The organism is Streptomyces sp. NPDC058650, assembly GCF_042717315.1.
Taxonomy (GTDB): Bacteria; Actinomycetota; Actinomycetes; order Streptomycetales; family Streptomycetaceae; genus Streptomyces.
Genome location: NZ_JBHXRL010000030.1, coordinates 1 through 15,751, shown reverse-complemented (window position 1 = coordinate 15,751; position 15,751 = coordinate 1). Strand labels below are relative to the sequence as shown.

Here is a 15,751-nt window from a genome sequence, read left to right as displayed (position 1 = left end):
GTCGCGGGTCCGTGCGATCCCTCGGGGCTCCACGTGGCGAGCGGCTTCGGCTCAACCGGCCAGTTCGGCAGCCCTCGTGGCGAGCGTGCGCACAACGGCATCGCAGAACTCGGGACGGATGACGGCGAGACACAGACCGCTCGCCACCAGCGCCATGCCGAGGAACTCCCGTACCTCGCTGCCGCGTCGCCCGGCGTCACGACGGCCCGTCGCACCGGCCGGTGACCGATGCGAGGTGGTGAGCTCCGGCTCCTGTGCACGGCGTGTCATGCCACCAGCGTGGAAGACCGGATGTTTCTTCGGCCACCCGGCGATCGTCGGGTGGACCCCCGCCGAGTGGCTGGAGAAGATCGCCTGTCGGTGGGAAGAGGCTGGTTGACGTCCAGCGTCGAGAACGCCCTGGCCGTGCTCGCGGCTCCGCCTGGCCCCGAGATGGCCATCGTGTCCGTCGCCGACGACACCGCGGCCGCCGTTGCCGCGACGACCGTGTCAGGTTCCCCAGTCCTCGCCAGCCGTCGCCCCGCCATGGCTTCCCAGGTGGGGATCGTCGTCGATACCGGCGGAGAACTCGGCAGCGAACGTCTCTGTGCCCAGCGTCTTGAGGACCTTGGCCATGATGCGCTCGACATCGCCGCGCTCGGCCTCCGGGAGAGGGGCGCCGGCGGACTCCCGGGCCCGGGTGGCGGTGCCCAGGAGGCGGGCGGCCCGCACGGGTCGGCCCGCTAGCGCGTATGCCCCGGCGAGGCCCTCGTGGGCGAGGGCCAGGGCCCGGGGGTCGCCGCTGGCACGGGCGACGGAGAGGCCTTGGTGGTGCAGGGTGAGGGCCGTGGGTGCGTCGTCGCGTTGTTCGGCGAGGAAGCCGAGTTCGGCGAGGAGGAGCGCGGGGCCGGGGCCGAAGTCGACTTCGCGGTGCCACGCGAGGGTTCTGCGGAGGTGCTTGTCGGCGAGGTCGAGGTCGCCCTCGCGCCGGGCTCCGAGGGCGAGGCCGATCTCGGCGTGGATTTCGCCCGCCGCGTAGCCGTGTTCGGCGGCCAGGGCCATCGCCTTGCGGTGGAGCCGTGTGGCGTGAGGGAAGTCACCGGTCAGGAGGGCTATCCTGCCCAGCCCGGTGAGCCGGTCGGCGGCGTCTGTCCAGAAACCCAGCTCCTCGGCCAGGTGAAGACCGTCCTGGTGCAGTCGTGCGGCGCGCGTGTAGTCGCCGGTGATCGCGGCGAGTGCTGCCAAGGGATAGGTGGTCTGCAGCTGTCCCCAGCGATCGCCGAGCGTTTCGAACAGCGCGTGGCCGTCCTCGGCACTCCGGCGCAGTGCGGCGAGGTCCCCCCTCAGCAGGGCCTGGGTGGCCCGGGTGCTCTGTGCCGCGGCGATGCCCCAACGGTCGCCGGCCGTACGACAGTCGGTCAGGGCACGCTCCACCAGGGACTCGCTGAGGGACAGGTCTTCACCTGCGCTGAGCGAGGCATGGCCGAGGAACCAGGTGGCACGTGCGCCATCGGTTCGGCCGTCGACCGGCACCGCGGCCGGATGGACCGTGTCGTCCCGTCCCTCTCCGGCCAGCAGGGTGAATCCGGCATACCAGAGGGCGGCCTGGGAACGCAGGACCGTATCGGCGCCGCCGGTGATGCGCAGCGTCGCGTCCAGTGAGCGCCGGGCCTCGCTCAGTCGGCCGCGCAGGAACCAGTACCAGGTCGAGGCGAGCGCCATGCGCAGGGCCGTGCCGGCATCATTCCGCCGCACGGCGCGGTCCAGGGCTATGCGCAGGTTCGCGCTCTCCTGGTCGAGGCGGGTCAGCCGGCTCTGCTGTTCAGGGCCGTGGAGTCGGGCTGCGCTCTGCTCGGCGAGCTCCGTGTAGTACTCCTGGTGTCGCAGTGCGAGGGCTTCGAACTCGCCCGCCTCCGCGAGGCGTTCAAGGGCGTAGGCCGCTACCGATTCCGGCAGCTGGTAGCGACGGCTGTCGGTCACGGCGACGAGTGAGCGGTCCACGAGGCGGATCAGCGGGTCGAGAACGTCCTGGCCCTCTCCGCGGCACACAGCCTCGGCCGTCTCGAGGGTGCAGCCGCCGGCGAAGACGGCCAGCCGGCGCAGGAGGGTCCGCTCGTCGTCGTCGAGCAGATCCCAGCTCCAGTCGATCACCGCCCGGAGGGTGCGCTGGCGGGGTGGCACGCCGCGGTGGCCGCCGGCGAGGAGACGGAACCTGTCGTCGAGGCGGGCGGACAACTCGTGCACTCCCAGCGCACGGACCCGGGTGGCCGCCAGTTCCAGCGCGAGAGGTATCCGGTCGAGGCGGCGGCAGATCGTCGAGATGGCCTCCGCATTGTCCTCGGTGACGGCGAAACCGGGTGCGGCGGCAGCGGCCCGCAGGGCGAACAGCTTCTCGGCGTCGGCCTGCGGCAGCGGCGGCACGCTCCACACCACCTCTCCGGCCAGACCGAGAGGTTCCCTGCTGGTGGCCAGAACGCTCAGCCCGGGCGCGGCGGCCAGGATCCGGCGTACGACGTCGGCCGCCGAGTCGATGACGTGCTCGCAGTTGTCGAGGACCAGCAGGAGTCGCCGCGAACGCAGGGCGTCCTCCAGTCCCACCGCCCCCTCTTCCCGTACGCCCAGGGCGGCGCTGAGCTGCTCGGCCGCCTCGGTGGAGCCGGCGAGGCCGACCATCCGTACGCCGTCGGGGTAGGCGCCGGCCGCCCGTCTGGCAGTCTCTTCCGCAAGGCGGGTCTTGCCCACCCCGCCGGGTCCCGTCAGCGTCACCAGCCGGTGGGTGGCGAGCAGTTGACCCACCGCCGGCAACGCTTCCCTCCTGCCGATCAGGCCGGTGAGCGGCGCCGCCAGGTCGCCCCACCTCCCCTTTGAGGGGGTGGGGGCGGCCTCAAGGCCCGCATCGTGTTCGAGGATCGCCCGGTGCAGGGTGGTCAGTTCTGGCCCGGGGTCCACGCCCAGTTCGTCGGCCAGCTGCTTGCGCAGTTCGTCGTACACGGCCAGTGCTTCGGACTGGCGCCCGGCCCGGTAGAGCGCACGCAGTTGCACGGCGCGCAGCCGCTCCCGCAGTGGGTGGCGGACCGCCAGCTCGCTCAACTCGTCGACGATCGCGTGGTGTTCGCCCAGTTCAAGGCGGGTCTCGCCCAGCGCTTCCAGGGCGGTCAGGCGCTGCTCCTCAAGGCGGCCGGCCGCGGTGCGCAGGAACTCCATGTCACGCAGGTCGGCGAAGGCATCCCCCGTCCACAGCGCCAGCGCTTCTGTCAGCAGGTCCGTCCTGGTGCGCGGGTCCTCGGTGCCGTACGCGGTGGCGGTCAGGTCGGTGAACCGATGGGAGTCCACGTCCTGAGGACCGATGCGCAGCAGATAGCCCGGTGCCTTCGACTCCACCAGCGTCTCGGCCCCGGGTTCGGCGCGCGCCAGGGCACGGCGTAGCCGCGAGACCTTCGTCTGCAGGGCACCGGCCGGGTTTCCGGGCAGCCGCTCGCCCCATAGATCGTCCACGAGCCGATCGGCCGAGACCATCTGTCCCGCGTGGACCAGCAGAGCGGCCAGCAGTGCGCGCACCTTCGCTTCGGGGATGTCGACCGCGTCTCCGGCAGCCGTCCAGGCGGTGAGTGGGCCGAGCACGGAGAAGTACATGTCTGCACGGTATCCGGCCGACCGACAGCGGCTCGACAGAGTTCCGCCAGCGCCGGTCGGCACAGTGAGAACACACCGAACGAACCGGCCGGTGCGGTCAGTCGAAGGAACAAGGAATCAGGAGTCACCTCATGTTGGAGAAGCAGAACCAGAACCAGAACCAGAAGCAGGAACTGTCCGCGGTGTCGGTGATCGGCCTGGGGCAGATGGGGACCCGGCTCGCCCAGGCGTTCCTCGCCGCCGGCCATGCCACGACTGTATGGAACCGCACCGCCGCGAAGGCCGACGCACTCGTTCCCCAGGGCGCCGTCCGTGCGGCGACGCTGGAAGAGGCGGTCTCCGCGAGTCCCCTGGTCGTGGTCTGCCTGCCGGACTACGCGACCGTGAGCGGTCTGCTCGGGCCAGTGGCGAAGCGCCTGCGCGGCCGGGCTCTGGTGAACCTGACCTCCGGCACTCCGGAGGAAGCCGTCACGACGGCCGACTGGGCGGCCGGGCACGGCGCCGACTATCTCGACGGCGCCGCCATGAGCGGCACACGGCTTGTCGGGCGTCCCGAGGCGCTGTTCGTCCTCAGTGGCTCCCCGGAGGCCTTCGCCACCCATCGGACGGTGTTGGCGAGCCTGGGAAACTCCGTACACCTCGGCGCTGATCCGGCGCTGGCCCCGGTGTACGACACGGCGCTGTTCGGACTGGCCTGGGGGGCGCTGGCGGGCTTCTACCACGCCGTCGCCCTGGTGGGCGCGACGGGCGTCGACCCGGCCGCCTTCGCGGCGGTGGCCACGGAGCACATGCCGTTCGTCACCTCGCTGATGGCCGACCACGCCCGCCAGATTCAGGACGGCCGCTTCCCGGACGACGACGGCACCGTGGAGGTGCACGCGGCGGCGATGGAGCACCTCCTGCACACCAGCAGGACCCATGGCATCGGCAGCGACGTGCCGGAGCTGATCGGAAACCTGCTGGGCCGGGCGGCGGCCGCCGGACACGGATCCAGTGGCATCGCCAGCGTCATCGACACGATCACGAAGGGCGAGCGGAATGCCTGAGCGGACGAAGCCCCACGTCACGGTCCTGGGCCTCGGCCGGATGGGCACCCCGATCGCCTCCGCGTTCCTCGACGCCGGCTACCCGACCACAGTATGGAACCGCACCGCCGCCAAAGCCGACGCACTCGTCGCACAGGGCGCCGGCCGCGCAACAACCGTCATCGAGGCGGTCACGGCAGGCTCGCTGGTGATCGCGCCTCTCCTCGACCAAGACGCGGTACGGCACACCCTCGGACCCACCGCCTCCGCGTTGCAGGGGCGCACCCTGGTCAACCTCGCCAACAGCACCCCCGACCACGCCCGTGAATTGGCCGCCTGGGCCGCCGGGAACGGCGCCGACTACCTCGACGGCGCCATGATGGCCCTTCCCGAGACAGTCGCCACGCCGGATGGATTCTTCCTCTACAGCGGATCCCAGCGTGCCTTCACCACCTACCGTCGCGAGCTGGAAGTGATGGCGCCGGCCCACTACTTCGGTACGGACCCCGGGTCTGCGGAAGTCCACGATCTGGCCCTGCTGGGCACCGGCTACGCGGCTCTCACCGGGTTCCTGCACGCCGCGGCACTGCTCGACTCGGTGGGCACCACCCCTGAGGTGTTCGCCCCGCTGGCGGCCCGATGGCTGCGTGGGATGGCCGAGTTCCTGCCCGAGCTGGCGCGCGAGGCAGGATCCGCAGACTATGCGGACGGGGTCTCCACGGTCGACCTGAACCGGGCCGCGGTCGACAGCCTGATCCAGCTCAGCAGAGCCGGTGGCATGGCCGTCGACGTCCACGAGCCGCTGAAGGTCCTGCTCGACAGGCGGTCGGCCGACGGCCACGGCCAGGACAGCTTCTCCAGCGTGTTCGAGCTGCTGAGATCACGAGGCACCGCGCAGCGATGAACACAGAGCGCGGGTCACACACGCCGACAACACAACCGGTGTCCCCCGACAACCCTGGAAGGACAAACTCATGAACCTCGCTCTGTGGATCGTCGCCGGGCTGCTCACCGTTGCCTACCTGCTCGGCGGCTGCTTCAAGATGATCACGCCGAAGGAGAAGATAGCCGCCAGTGGGCCCAGCGCGAGATGGGTCGAAGACTTCAGTGGCGGCGGCGTAAAGGCCATCGGAGCCCTCGAGGTCCTGGCCGCGGTGGCACTGGTCCTGCCCGCCGCGCTCGACATCGCGCCGGTTCTGGTGCCGCTGGCTGCCCTCGGTCTGGTGATGCTCATGATGGGTGCGACGGTCACACGAATCCGGCGTCACGAAGCCACGTTCATGGTGGTGGACCTGGCCTATGTCATCCTGGCCGGTTTCGTGGCGTGGGGCCGCTTCGGCCCCGAGCCCTTCACCATCATCAGCTGACCGACCGCGGCCCTGCGAACAGGGCAGGGCCGCTCAGAGCGGCGCCGTGGCGCCGGCCGTGAAGGAGGGCTCAGGGACTCTAAGGGGAAGGCACTGATACATGGTCATCACCGCGGCGGGCAGCGCCTTGGTCCCGCGCCGGGGCCGACCCGCCGACGCCTGCGTTCGTCGGCATCGACGAGCCCGACCGCTGCGGCCATGTCACAGGTGGCGGTCCCCGACTCCGTGACCCGCGCCGTCAAGCGCGTCTCGACCCGGGCCGGGTGCAGGTCGCCGAGGGGCCTGCTAACAAGGGCGGGAAGGGGCTGGTCACCGGCCGGCTACTGTTCCAGCCTGAGCGCGAGGCCGTCGGCCGCATCGCTGCCCAGCGGGAACGGCATATGGCCGATCATGCGTCCGGCCACGATCGCAGCCCCGGTGACAGGCTCGAAGCCGTGCTCGGCCATGAGACGGCTCGCGACCGGATTGGGTGGCCCGGCGCCGGCGACATGCCAGAGGGTCAGGTCCGTGCCGAGCTTCGTCATCGTGACGTTCTCGGCTCGCAGCAGGCGGCTGATCTCCTGCAGCAGATCCATCCCGCGAAGCTCCGTCGGTATGCGTGTGACGCGATGGTTCTTCACGAGCAGCAGTCCGTTCGCTCCCCTGCGGTCCGGCGTCGTCCGGGTGGGGGCGGACCGGCCCGGCGGGTACGGCGTCGGCGCGTTGTCCGCGTAGCCCTCCGAGGGCCTCGACCTGACCATCAGTCCTCCGACCAGCGCCGCAACCAGCAGGGACCCGGCCTCCAGGTACGGGAGCACGGCGTCGCCGACCAGAAAGAGGAACCCGGCTCTGTGCCCGGCCGCTCCGGCGAGAAGCGCGAAACCGAGCTCGGCGCCCACGTGCTGGTTCACCATGATGAGACCGGCCCGTCCGCCGGAGTCATGCGCGGCGATGCCATCCATGATGGTCGAGTAGAGCACCGTGCCGGCCATGCCGACGCCGATGCCGAGGCAGATCACGGTGATGTAGGTGCTGGAGACGGAGCCGCCCATGGCCAGCTGAATGAGCGGCCCGACCGCCGCGGCGAGCAGTCCCGAGACCAGCAGGGCGGGCGGCCCGACGCGCGGCAGCAGCCTGGCGGAGATCAGCAAGGAGCCGACGAGGAACGAGGCGGCCATCAGCACGAAGGCCCCGACCGTGGGCACCGGTCCGACGTTGGCGCCCAGGAAGTCGACGAGGGGCGCGATCACGGTCGATAGGGCAACCCCGATCATGAACAAGGTGAGCGACGCGCCGAAAGTGTCGCGGGTCCTGGTTGGGTAGGGCGGAAGGATCGCGCTCCGGGCCTTCGACTGCCGCCGGGCGAAGGCCGCGATCAGGAGGACGCCGCACGCGAGAGACAGGGACGGGATGGGAGCTCCCCATCCGGCGGCCCCGGACTCCGCGAAGCCGAAAACGAGGGCAGCGACGCCGAATGCGCTCAACAGCGCGCCGAGAGTGTCGAAGCCGGCGGGAGTGCGGCGGCCGGACGGGTCACGGACCAGGGTGGCAGTGCCGATGAGGGCGATGAGAGCCAGCAGGACGGTGACGTACATGGACACGCGCCAGGAGGCCAGCGCATAGGTGAGCGGCACCGCGAGGAACACGGTCAGCGCGGAACCGCCGAGGCCGATCACGGAGTAGATCCCGACGGCCCTCCTGCGTGCCCTCGGCTCGGTGAACTGGGCGGCGATCAGGCCGAGGGAGGCCGGGGTGATCAGGGCGGCGAAGACGCCCTTGAGGATCTGGCTCCAGAGCAGTGCGGCGGACCAGGGGGACACCGCGCCGATGGCGGCGCTCACCGCGAAACCGGTCAGGCCGATGAGCAGCGTCGGCTTGCGGCCGATGAGGTCCGCGAGGTGCCCGCCGACGAGCAGCAGCGCACCGAAGGCCAGGGCATAGCCGACGTACATCCACTGCTCGTAAGAGAGGTCCATGCCCATGTCGGCGCTGATCCCGAGCATCAGCCGGGGCGTGGTCGCCGACACGTCGAACAGCACGGCCAGTTGCGCGATCATGCCGATCGCAAGGCCCCACCAGCGCCTGGTCTGCGCCGGACCGAACGACGCGGGTGCGGGCCGGGGGCCGGGCGGCGGGGTCGTCGGTGGTCCGAATCCCGCTGCGGGGCCGGAGTTCGCCGGGGCCGTCGGAGCGTACGGGTTCGGGGCGTACGGAGCCGGTGACGGCGCCGGCGGCAGGGGGTACGAGGTCGGCTGGGGCTGAGCGGCTGAGGAGGCGGCCTGGGCCCGTGGGTCCGGCTGCGCGCCTCGCGCCTGCGGGGTGAAGTCCAGCAACTCTGCTGCCCGGCGCCCCAGGTGGGCCAATACGGACCCGGGCAGCCACTCCTCGGCCCCGTCCGTGGCTGTGCGCTCGATCACCTGCGCGGGCGTGGGGCGCTTCGACGGGTCCTTGTCCAGACACGCGCGCACGAGAGCGACGAGTGAATCGGGTACGCCGGTGAGGTCCGGCTCCTCTTCGGCGATCCGGAACAGATGTGCGTTCAGTCCGGTGTCCGTGGCGCCGAAGAGAAGGCGTCCGGTGGCGGCGTAGACGAGGACCGCTCCCAGGCAGAACACGTCGTTGGCCGGGGTGAGTTCGTGGCCCCGGACCTGCTCCGGAGACATGAAGCCGGGGGAGCCGATCAGCATGCCGGTGCGGGTGAGCAGACTGTCCCCGCCGATGCTGTCGAGTGCTCGGGCGATCCCGAAGTCGATGACCCGAGGGCCGTCGACGGTCACCAGCACGTTCGAGGGCTTCAGGTCGCGGTGGATCAGGCCCGCCTCGTGCACCGCCTGCAGGGCGAGGGCGAGACGGTTGGCGAGGGTGTGAACCGAGTGCTCGGGCAGCGGACCGAAGTCCTTGCCGACCACGGTGGTCAGGTCGGGGCCTGGTATGTACTGGGTCGCGACCCAGGGAACGGCCGCCTCGGTGTCCGCGTCCAGGACAGCAGCCGTCCAGTTGCCGCCCACCCGCCTGGCCGCGGCGACCTCGCGAGCGAACCGCTTGCGGAATTCCGGGTGATGGGCGTGGTCGGCCTGCACGACCTTCACCGCGACCGTACGGCCGAGATCGGACCGGCCCAGGTAGACCAGGCCCATTCCGCCCTCGCCGAGGCGGGCTATCAGACGATAGGGGCCGATGTGTGTCGGGTCCTGCTCCGTCAGCTGTTCCACGGTGAAGAGGTCAGCCCTTCATGTCGGGGCTCAGCTGATGGCACAGCTTCACGATGAGGTCGAGGTGGGGGATCTTGAACGCACTCGAAGATCCCGGGGTCGTGGACCTCCGCTGGGAGCCGTTGAACTTGCGCTCGGTGCGGATGTGCGTGATCTCGTCCATGGCCATGTGGCGATCCCCCGTCGACGGCTGAGTAGATCCAAAATAGAGCAACTACCTGTCGCGCTGCCCTGGGTTGCCGTAAAGAAGACCCGGACCATTGGCCGGCGACGCCTCGTACTCCGCATCACGGGTAAGGACGAAGCGTGACCCGAAGGTGCAGGTCGCGAGGGTGGCACGGGCGGGTGGTGCCGTCGCGTCGGTGCCGGCGGCCGGGGCCGCACGATTTGCGCAGCTCCTCGGTGCGCTCCCGGAGCTGCTTCACTTTCGGCGCGGCGGGCGTTGGCCGCGCAGCGGCGTGAGCCTTCCGGAGTGCGAGCTGTAGACGGCCTTGAGGGCGAGGGCGAGGGCGAGGGCGAGGGCGGAGGCCCGGGCAGACGGCGGCGCGGTGCCCTTGCAGAGAAATCTCTCGTCGCCTCCCGAACGCCGCCGCAACTGACGCGGCGAGCGGAGGCACAGCATGGCCAGGCGCTGGCACGCGGCGATCGGGGAGCCCAACCCCCTCCCAACGTGCTCGGAGGGGGCGGACGAGCCGGCCTGAGGCTGTTCGGTCTGTCGGTGTCCCGCACGGCCTCGTCCCGCCGTCCCGACGCGGGTGCGAAGCAGGAGGGTCAGGCGGCTGTCTTCGGTCCGCAGTGGATTCCCGGTACGACCGCGGGACTCACCGAGTCGGACTGGGCCTACCTGAGGGAGACCTCCGCGACCTCGGTCGGTCGAGGTCAGGGCGTTCGCTCGCGCGTGCGAAACTGCGGCTACGCTCGTCGGCATGCTGAACCGTGTTCCGTTCAATGAAGCGCTGCTCTCCACCGTGGGCACTCCCGAGCAGGCCAAGCTCCTGGACAGCAGTCCGCGGTCACGGGTGTGGCGGGTGCGGCTGGCCGACCGGCGGCAGGTGATCGTCAAGCAGATCACCGACGGCGGGGACACGGGCGCTGACGCGGACACGCGCTTCGCGCGGGAGGTCGCCGGGCTGCGCCTGGCGGGACGGGCCTCCGGGCCCGCCGTGGCCCCCGCGGTGCTCGCCACGGACCCGCCCTCGCGGGTGATGGTCCTCGAGTGCGTGGATGACCTCGGCAGGACGGACGACTGGATGCCGGGGTACGCCGAGTCGCTCGCCCGGCTGCACGCCCTGACCGGGCCCGCCGACGCGGGCGCACTACCGGTGTGGTCGGGGCCCACGGCCACCGACGCGGAGTCCTTCCTCACCCTGGCCAGGGCGCTCGACGTGCCCGTACCGTCCACGGTTCCCCATGAACTCGCCGGTCTCCTGGAGCGGTTGGACCCCACCCCGCACCATGCGCTGCTGCACGGCGACCCCTGCCCCGGCAATGATCTGCGCACCGCCGACGGCGTCCGCTTCGTCGACTTCGAGCGGGCCTCGCTCGGCAATGGCCTGATCGAACTCGCCTACTTCCGCATCGGCTTCCCCACCTGCTGGTGTGCCATGTCGGTCACCGCGGCCCCGCTCACGGAGGTCGAGGACGTCTACCGGACCACCTGGCGCGGCCTCACCGGGAAGGACGTGCCGGGTGACCTCGCCGACGCGTGCGCAGGCTGGCTGATCCAGGGCGACGCGCTCGTCGAGCGGGCCCACCGCGGGACGGTCGATCAGCTTGCCCGGGTGCCGGCCGAGGACTTCGAGTGGGGCTACGTCTCCGCCCGTGAGCGGCTTGTCCACCGCCTGGGCGTGGTCGCCGACATGACCCGCGACCACGATCACCTGCACGCCGTCGGCCGCCTCAGCTCCACCCTGGCCGGCCGCCTGCTCGAACGCTGGCCGACGCTGCGTCCCCTGCCCACACATGACGCCCGTCCCTGGTACTAGACCGTGTTCTTGAACTCGCTGACCTGCCCGGTCGGCCGCCTGGGCAAGTCGCGGGCGGCCCTCCAGATGGTGAGGCCGCGGGCGCAGCCGTGGACGCCGGCCGCTGTGGTGACCTCATGCCCGTTGCGGGCGGCGTCGCGGCAGACGATCTCGTAGCCTTCTTCGTCCAGAACTGCCACCGAGGCGAACCACCCGCCCCGGCTGGTCGTCACCATGCGCAGATCGCGGCGATCAGGACAGAGGCGTCGAAGCGGACGGCGAGTCTGTCCAAAGGGGGCTCGACGACCGCGGCCTCAGACGCTCTCGCGCCGCGCTGACCAGCGAAATCCACCTGGCCTGCGACGGAGAGGGGCGGCCGTTGACGTTCCTTGTCACCGGCGGCAGCCGCCGGCAGCAGCGCGGGCCCGTGCCTGAAGTCGAACCCCAGGTACGCGAAGGCGAGCCCCTCTCCAACCCACTCCCATGCGGACGGCGGCACCATAGGGCAACCCTGTCACCCGGAGCGGCGCGCAGGGAGTCCGCTGCCAGCGCGCGCGGCACCTCCCACACACGATCGACAAGACGCCCCCTACGCCGATCGCGTCGAGGTCAGGACGCCGATCTTGTCTATCCGGTGCTCGGGGTTGTTCTGGGCGTCTCGCCAGAAATTGCCGGCCGCGTTGTCCTCCGGCGTCGCGCAGGTGGAGAGCGTGATCATGGCCCGGGTGGGCTTCTCGCCAGGCTCACCCGGCACCGCGGCCCGCTGCTCGGCGAGTGAGCGGGTGGAGCGGAAGGATGTGGTCCGGGTCTCGACGATCTCGTAGGTGTAGACGGTGCCCTCAGCGGTGACGTGCACCAGGTCCCCGACCTCGACCGAAGGCAGCTCACGCAGGGGCCCGCCGGCTGAGAGTCGGTGGGCGGTCACCAGATAGTTGCCGATCTCGCCCGGCCCCACGCCACCGCGCTTGCCGTACGGGCTCGCCGCCACGCCGCGATCCTGGATGAGGGTGCCCGCGCGGTCGTCGGTCGTGCCCTCGTACGGCGTGACGTCCAGGTTCTCGACGCCGATCGACGGTATGGACATCTCGGCGGCGACGGGCTCCCGCGGCGAGGGGGCCGGCGACGTGGCCGGAGTGACGGAGGCTGTGATGGGCGGGGGCTTGGCCGAGGGGGCCGATGACGAGGTCGAGGGGGCCGCCGACGTCGGACCGTGCACGCCCGTGGACGTACCGCTGCCGCTGCCCCCCGCGCAGCCGGTCAGCGCGGCGACGACCGCGACCACTGCGGCGACCCCTGTGACGGCGGCGAGCAGAGCCCAGCGGAGGCCGCGGCCTCCGTGCCGGCCCTTACGCAGGGACCCACGACGCTTGGCACCCATACCCCCAGGATGGCCCACGCCCCACCCCCCACGCCACGGCACCCACGGCGGACGCCGCGCGCCGGGCCACGACGAGCCGCACCGCCCGGGCGCGTCAGGCCGGAGCCGCTCTGACGAGCGTCCGCCCGCCCGTCTCATGCCGGGCCACTCCTCGCCCTCCGGCCGGCGCACGTCGACACCGTCCCGGCTCACCAGGACGGCGAGTCCGGGCTGACCACGCCGGCATCGCTCTGCGCGCGGAAGCTGGACAGCGGATTCGGATCCGGAGCGTCAAGGGAGCCAGAGGCTCCTGCGAATCCCGAGCTGCGGCTGCCTTCGGGCGGCAATGTGAGCGGGTGCAGGCATCAGGAAGGTCCGGGGGCCTGCACCCGTGCGCCGAAGTTCGCGACCCGTGAGGCTGAAGAGGCCGTCATCGATTCGCACTTGGGGGAACTCGTGGTCATCTCCACCTCGATATCGTCGCGCAACGGAACCCGCCACCGCCGCGGTCGCCGTGCGCAGGTGGCAGCCGTCTGCTGCGCCCTGCTGCTGAGCGCACCGGCCGTCGCCACCGCCGCCACCCCACCCGTCGCCCATGCCCAGGGGCAGCACGAGGGGCGTGGCCGAGGCGCGCTGGTTTCCGCCGAGAAGCTGTACACGCTCGCGACCCCGCAGGCGGTGTCCGCCGATCTGGGTGCGGCCGGGTTCGACGACGACACCGTCCGGCACGGTGTGGTCGCGTACCGGCTGGTCTACCGGACCGTTGACGCGTACGGACGGCCCACCACCGCGAGCGGGCTGTTCGTGCTGCCGCTCCACAGCGAGCGACGGCTGACGGCAGTCTCCTTCGCGCACGGCACCGGCAGCCACAAAGACGATTCTCCGTCGATGCGGCGTGCCACGTTCGTGTCCGCGCCGGTGATCGCGCATGCGGCGGCCGGTGCCGCGGGGATCGCGCCCGACTACCTGGGCATGGGTACGGGACCCGGCTTGCACCCCTGGATGGACATCGCATCCGAGACCACGGCATCCCTGGACATGCTGAGGGCGGCCCGCGCCTTCGCTCCCCGCACCGGACACGTGCTGGAGCGCGAGGTCATGGTCACCGGTTTCTCGCAGGGCGCCTCGGCGGCGCTGGGGCTCGGCCGCGCTCTGGAGGCAGGTGAGGACCGCTGGTTCAGGCTGGGCGCGCTGGCACCGGTCAGCGGCGCGTACGACTTCGGCGGCGCGGAGTTGCCCGCGCTGCTCGAGGGCAGGCTGGAGCCCAAGTCCAGTGTGCTGTACGCGGCGTACACCCTGGTCGCGTTCAACCGGCTCCACCGCGTCTACGACAGTCCTGGCGAGGTCTTCCGAGCCCCTTACGACAGCACCGTCGAGGCACTCTTCGACGGCGCCCACACGGGGGAGCAGCTGATGCGGGGCACCCCGGGGGCTCTGGACGAGCTGCTGACCGAGCACGGCCGCGCGTTGCTCGCGCAGCCGGCGGGGGCCCTGGCGGAGGCCTTGCGCGCTACCGATGCCGTATGCACCGACTGGGCCCCCCGCGCCCCGGTGCGGCTCTACATGGCGACGGGGGACGAGCAGGCCGTCACCGACAACACCGAACACTGCCAGGCGGCCCTGCTCAGGAATGGCGTGGACGCCCCGGTCGTCGATGTGGGCGATGTCGACTACCGCGGATCCCGTCACCTGGGGTCCAACGTGGCAGCCACGTCGTCGATCGTGCGCTGGTTCGGTGAGCTGCGCCGGCGATGACCGGAACGCCCCGGTTCCGCGGTCTCTGCTTCGTCTGCCAGGGCCGCGGCGTCGAGCCGTTCGCCCGCGTCCCGGAAGGCTTCGCCATCGCATGCCGTCCATCAGCTGCCGCCGGGGCCATGCCAGCACCCCGTGCACGGCCCGCCTTGATGCCCTGCGGCAGCAGATGGCGGCTGCCGGCCGCGCCCCTGCCGGTGCTGATCACGCCAGGGCAGTGGGGCGACGCACCTCAGTTGCCCCCGGTCCTTGAGCGCGTTCGCGTACCACGGCCGGGTGGCGGTCACCCGCGCACCCGGCCTGATCACCTCAGCGGCGATGAGGCGTACTCATCCCGTCATGAAGTCGAGCGAACGATCAACGCCCTCAAGGGCTTCCGTGCCGTAGCCACCCGATGTCGATAGGAGGGCATACATCTTCCACGGCACCGTGACCGTCGCAGCCATGCGCCTCTGGCTGCGCTCATGACCCGCCGAACAGCCCTTGGCCGCGTGCGGTCAGCTCAGCCGGGCATCGGCGTACACGGTCATCGCATCGCGCTGGTAGACGGCGAGACCGTCGGCGATCCTGTCGAAGTTGGCCCGCATCTGCGGGTCGTCGACATAGGTCCGGCCCACTCCCTTGTACGCGGCCGCCGTCGGGGTCCAGAACCGGCAGATGCCCTGGTAGTTGACGTCCACCTCGGCCTGTACCGCAGGGTCGGATACCGGCGTGCCGGCCACCATGAACTCCGCCATACGGATCATCTGCGCCGTCACCTCACGCTGCCAGCGCTCCGTGTCCTCGGAGGTCATCGCCTCGACGGCCTGCCGGGACTGCTCCCACGCCTGCGGCCACCGCTCCCGTACCTCGGCCTCGGCCTCGGAGGGGGTCTGGAACCCCTCGAACAGATTCTCCGGCTTGTTGATCTTCGTCATACGGCCCGTGTCCTTACCTTCTTCAAGTTCGGCGATGGTGCGGCCGACCGTACGGGCCAGCGTCTCCAGCCGGTCCCGTTCCGCGAGCAGCCGTTGATGGTGCTCGCGGAGCACGGCCACCTGGTCGAGCTGGCTGTCCAGGACCGCCTGGATCTCGCGCAGCCCCAGGTCCAGCTCCCGCATCAGCAGGATCTGCTGCAACCGCAGCAGATCGGCCTCCTCGTAGTAGCGGTGTCCGTTGCTCCCGATCCATGCGGGCGGCAGCAGGCCGATCTCGTCGTAATGCCGCAGCGTCCGCGATGTCACCTTGGACATCCGCGCCACCTCCGCGATCGACCAGGCCATCGCCGGTGCCTCCCTCGCCGGGCCGGTCTCTCCGGCCACACACATGACCGTAGAAGTTGCCGCAACGGAAAGCGCAAGCCCGAAGCCCTGTGGGACATGCACCAGGGCCTGATCCGTGGGACAGGCCCTAGGGCGTGTTTTAGAACTGGGGTCCGTGTCTCGCCTCGTGCCGTGATGATCTCGGTGTGGGGCGAGGGGATCTTTCAGATGACCAGTGGGCG

The 15,751-nt window shown here is 70.9% G+C and carries 13 protein-coding genes and 1 pseudogene; 6 read left to right on the top strand and 8 right to left on the bottom strand.

Annotation, left to right across the window (positions count from 1 at the left end; translation table 11 throughout):
* Nucleotides 1-51: 51 nt before the first annotated feature.
* A complete protein-coding gene (locus ACFWWU_RS34665) occupies nucleotides 52-270 on the bottom strand; it encodes a hypothetical protein (protein ID WP_384152270.1) in 219 nt (72 codons plus the stop codon).
* A 219-nt stretch (nucleotides 271-489) separates the two neighbouring features.
* The gene (locus tag ACFWWU_RS34660) at nucleotides 490-3,612 is read right to left on the bottom strand and encodes a BTAD domain-containing putative transcriptional regulator (RefSeq protein WP_384152268.1); all 3,123 of its coding nucleotides are present in this window, start codon (nucleotides 3,610-3,612) and stop codon (nucleotides 490-492) included.
* A 131-nt stretch (nucleotides 3,613-3,743) separates the two neighbouring features.
* Here ACFWWU_RS34660 and ACFWWU_RS34655 point away from each other — a divergent pair, with 131 nt between their 5' ends.
* The 3 genes from ACFWWU_RS34655 (at nucleotide 3,744) to ACFWWU_RS34645 (ending at nucleotide 6,004) form a co-directional block, all read left to right on the top strand.
* Nucleotides 3,744-4,658, top strand: a complete 915-nt coding sequence (locus ACFWWU_RS34655; RefSeq protein WP_384152265.1) for an NAD(P)-dependent oxidoreductase — start codon at nucleotides 3,744-3,746, stop codon at nucleotides 4,656-4,658.
* The gene (locus ACFWWU_RS34650; protein ID WP_384152262.1) at nucleotides 4,651-5,541 is read left to right on the top strand and encodes an NAD(P)-dependent oxidoreductase; all 891 of its coding nucleotides are present in this window, start codon (nucleotides 4,651-4,653) and stop codon (nucleotides 5,539-5,541) included. Before ACFWWU_RS34655 ends, ACFWWU_RS34650 begins: the two co-directional genes overlap by 8 nt.
* Nucleotides 5,542-5,611: 70 nt before the next feature.
* On the top strand, nucleotides 5,612-6,004 hold the full coding sequence (locus ACFWWU_RS34645; protein WP_384152259.1) for a DoxX family protein: 393 nt from the start codon (nucleotides 5,612-5,614) through the stop codon (nucleotides 6,002-6,004).
* Between the two features lie 320 nt (nucleotides 6,005-6,324).
* Here the strand turns inward: ACFWWU_RS34645 and ACFWWU_RS34640 are convergent, their stop codons facing one another.
* The 3 genes from ACFWWU_RS34640 to ACFWWU_RS34630 form a co-directional block, all read right to left on the bottom strand.
* Nucleotides 6,325-9,195: a bifunctional serine/threonine protein kinase/MFS transporter gene (locus ACFWWU_RS34640; protein WP_384152256.1), complete on the bottom strand. Its 2,871-nt coding sequence runs from the start codon at nucleotides 9,193-9,195 to the stop codon at nucleotides 6,325-6,327.
* Nucleotides 9,196-9,205: 10 nt separating this feature from the next.
* Nucleotides 9,206-9,364: a hypothetical protein gene (locus tag ACFWWU_RS34635; RefSeq protein WP_384152254.1), complete on the bottom strand. Its 159-nt coding sequence runs from the start codon at nucleotides 9,362-9,364 to the stop codon at nucleotides 9,206-9,208.
* A gap of 252 nt (nucleotides 9,365-9,616) precedes the next feature.
* Entirely contained in the window at nucleotides 9,617-9,853 is a 237-nt protein-coding gene (locus ACFWWU_RS34630; protein ID WP_384152251.1) for a hypothetical protein, read from the bottom strand.
* A 268-nt stretch (nucleotides 9,854-10,121) separates the two neighbouring features.
* Between ACFWWU_RS34630 and ACFWWU_RS34625 the strand changes: the two genes are divergently transcribed.
* Complete coding sequence (locus ACFWWU_RS34625) at nucleotides 10,122-11,180, top strand: phosphotransferase family protein (RefSeq protein WP_384152248.1); 1,059 nt, start codon at nucleotides 10,122-10,124, stop codon at nucleotides 11,178-11,180.
* Here the strand turns inward: ACFWWU_RS34625 and ACFWWU_RS34620 are convergent.
* Both ACFWWU_RS34620 and ACFWWU_RS34615 read right to left on the bottom strand, forming a co-directional pair.
* A complete protein-coding gene (locus ACFWWU_RS34620) occupies nucleotides 11,177-11,395 on the bottom strand; it encodes a hypothetical protein (protein ID WP_384152245.1) in 219 nt (72 codons plus the stop codon). The genes ACFWWU_RS34625 and ACFWWU_RS34620 overlap by 4 nt on opposite strands.
* A 353-nt stretch (nucleotides 11,396-11,748) precedes the next feature.
* Nucleotides 11,749-12,537: a class E sortase gene (locus tag ACFWWU_RS34615; protein ID WP_384152242.1), complete on the bottom strand. Its 789-nt coding sequence runs from the start codon at nucleotides 12,535-12,537 to the stop codon at nucleotides 11,749-11,751.
* 501 nt (nucleotides 12,538-13,038) lie between these two features.
* On the opposite strand from ACFWWU_RS34615, the gene ACFWWU_RS34610 reads away from it, so the two are divergent.
* Together ACFWWU_RS34610 and ACFWWU_RS34605 are read left to right on the top strand one after the other, a co-directional pair.
* Nucleotides 13,039-14,271, top strand: coding sequence for a lipase (locus ACFWWU_RS34610; RefSeq protein ID WP_384152239.1), 1,233 nt, complete (start codon nucleotides 13,039-13,041; stop codon nucleotides 14,269-14,271).
* Between the two features lie 185 nt (nucleotides 14,272-14,456).
* Nucleotides 14,457-14,736 (top strand): annotated as a pseudogene (locus ACFWWU_RS34605) (IS5/IS1182 family transposase); the annotation flags it as partial.
* A 29-nt stretch (nucleotides 14,737-14,765) separates the two neighbouring features.
* On the opposite strand, the gene ACFWWU_RS34600 reads toward ACFWWU_RS34605, so the two are convergent.
* On the bottom strand, nucleotides 14,766-15,530 hold the full coding sequence (locus ACFWWU_RS34600; protein ID WP_384152397.1) for a MerR family transcriptional regulator: 765 nt from the start codon (nucleotides 15,528-15,530) through the stop codon (nucleotides 14,766-14,768).
* Nucleotides 15,531-15,751: the final 221 nt, after the last annotated feature.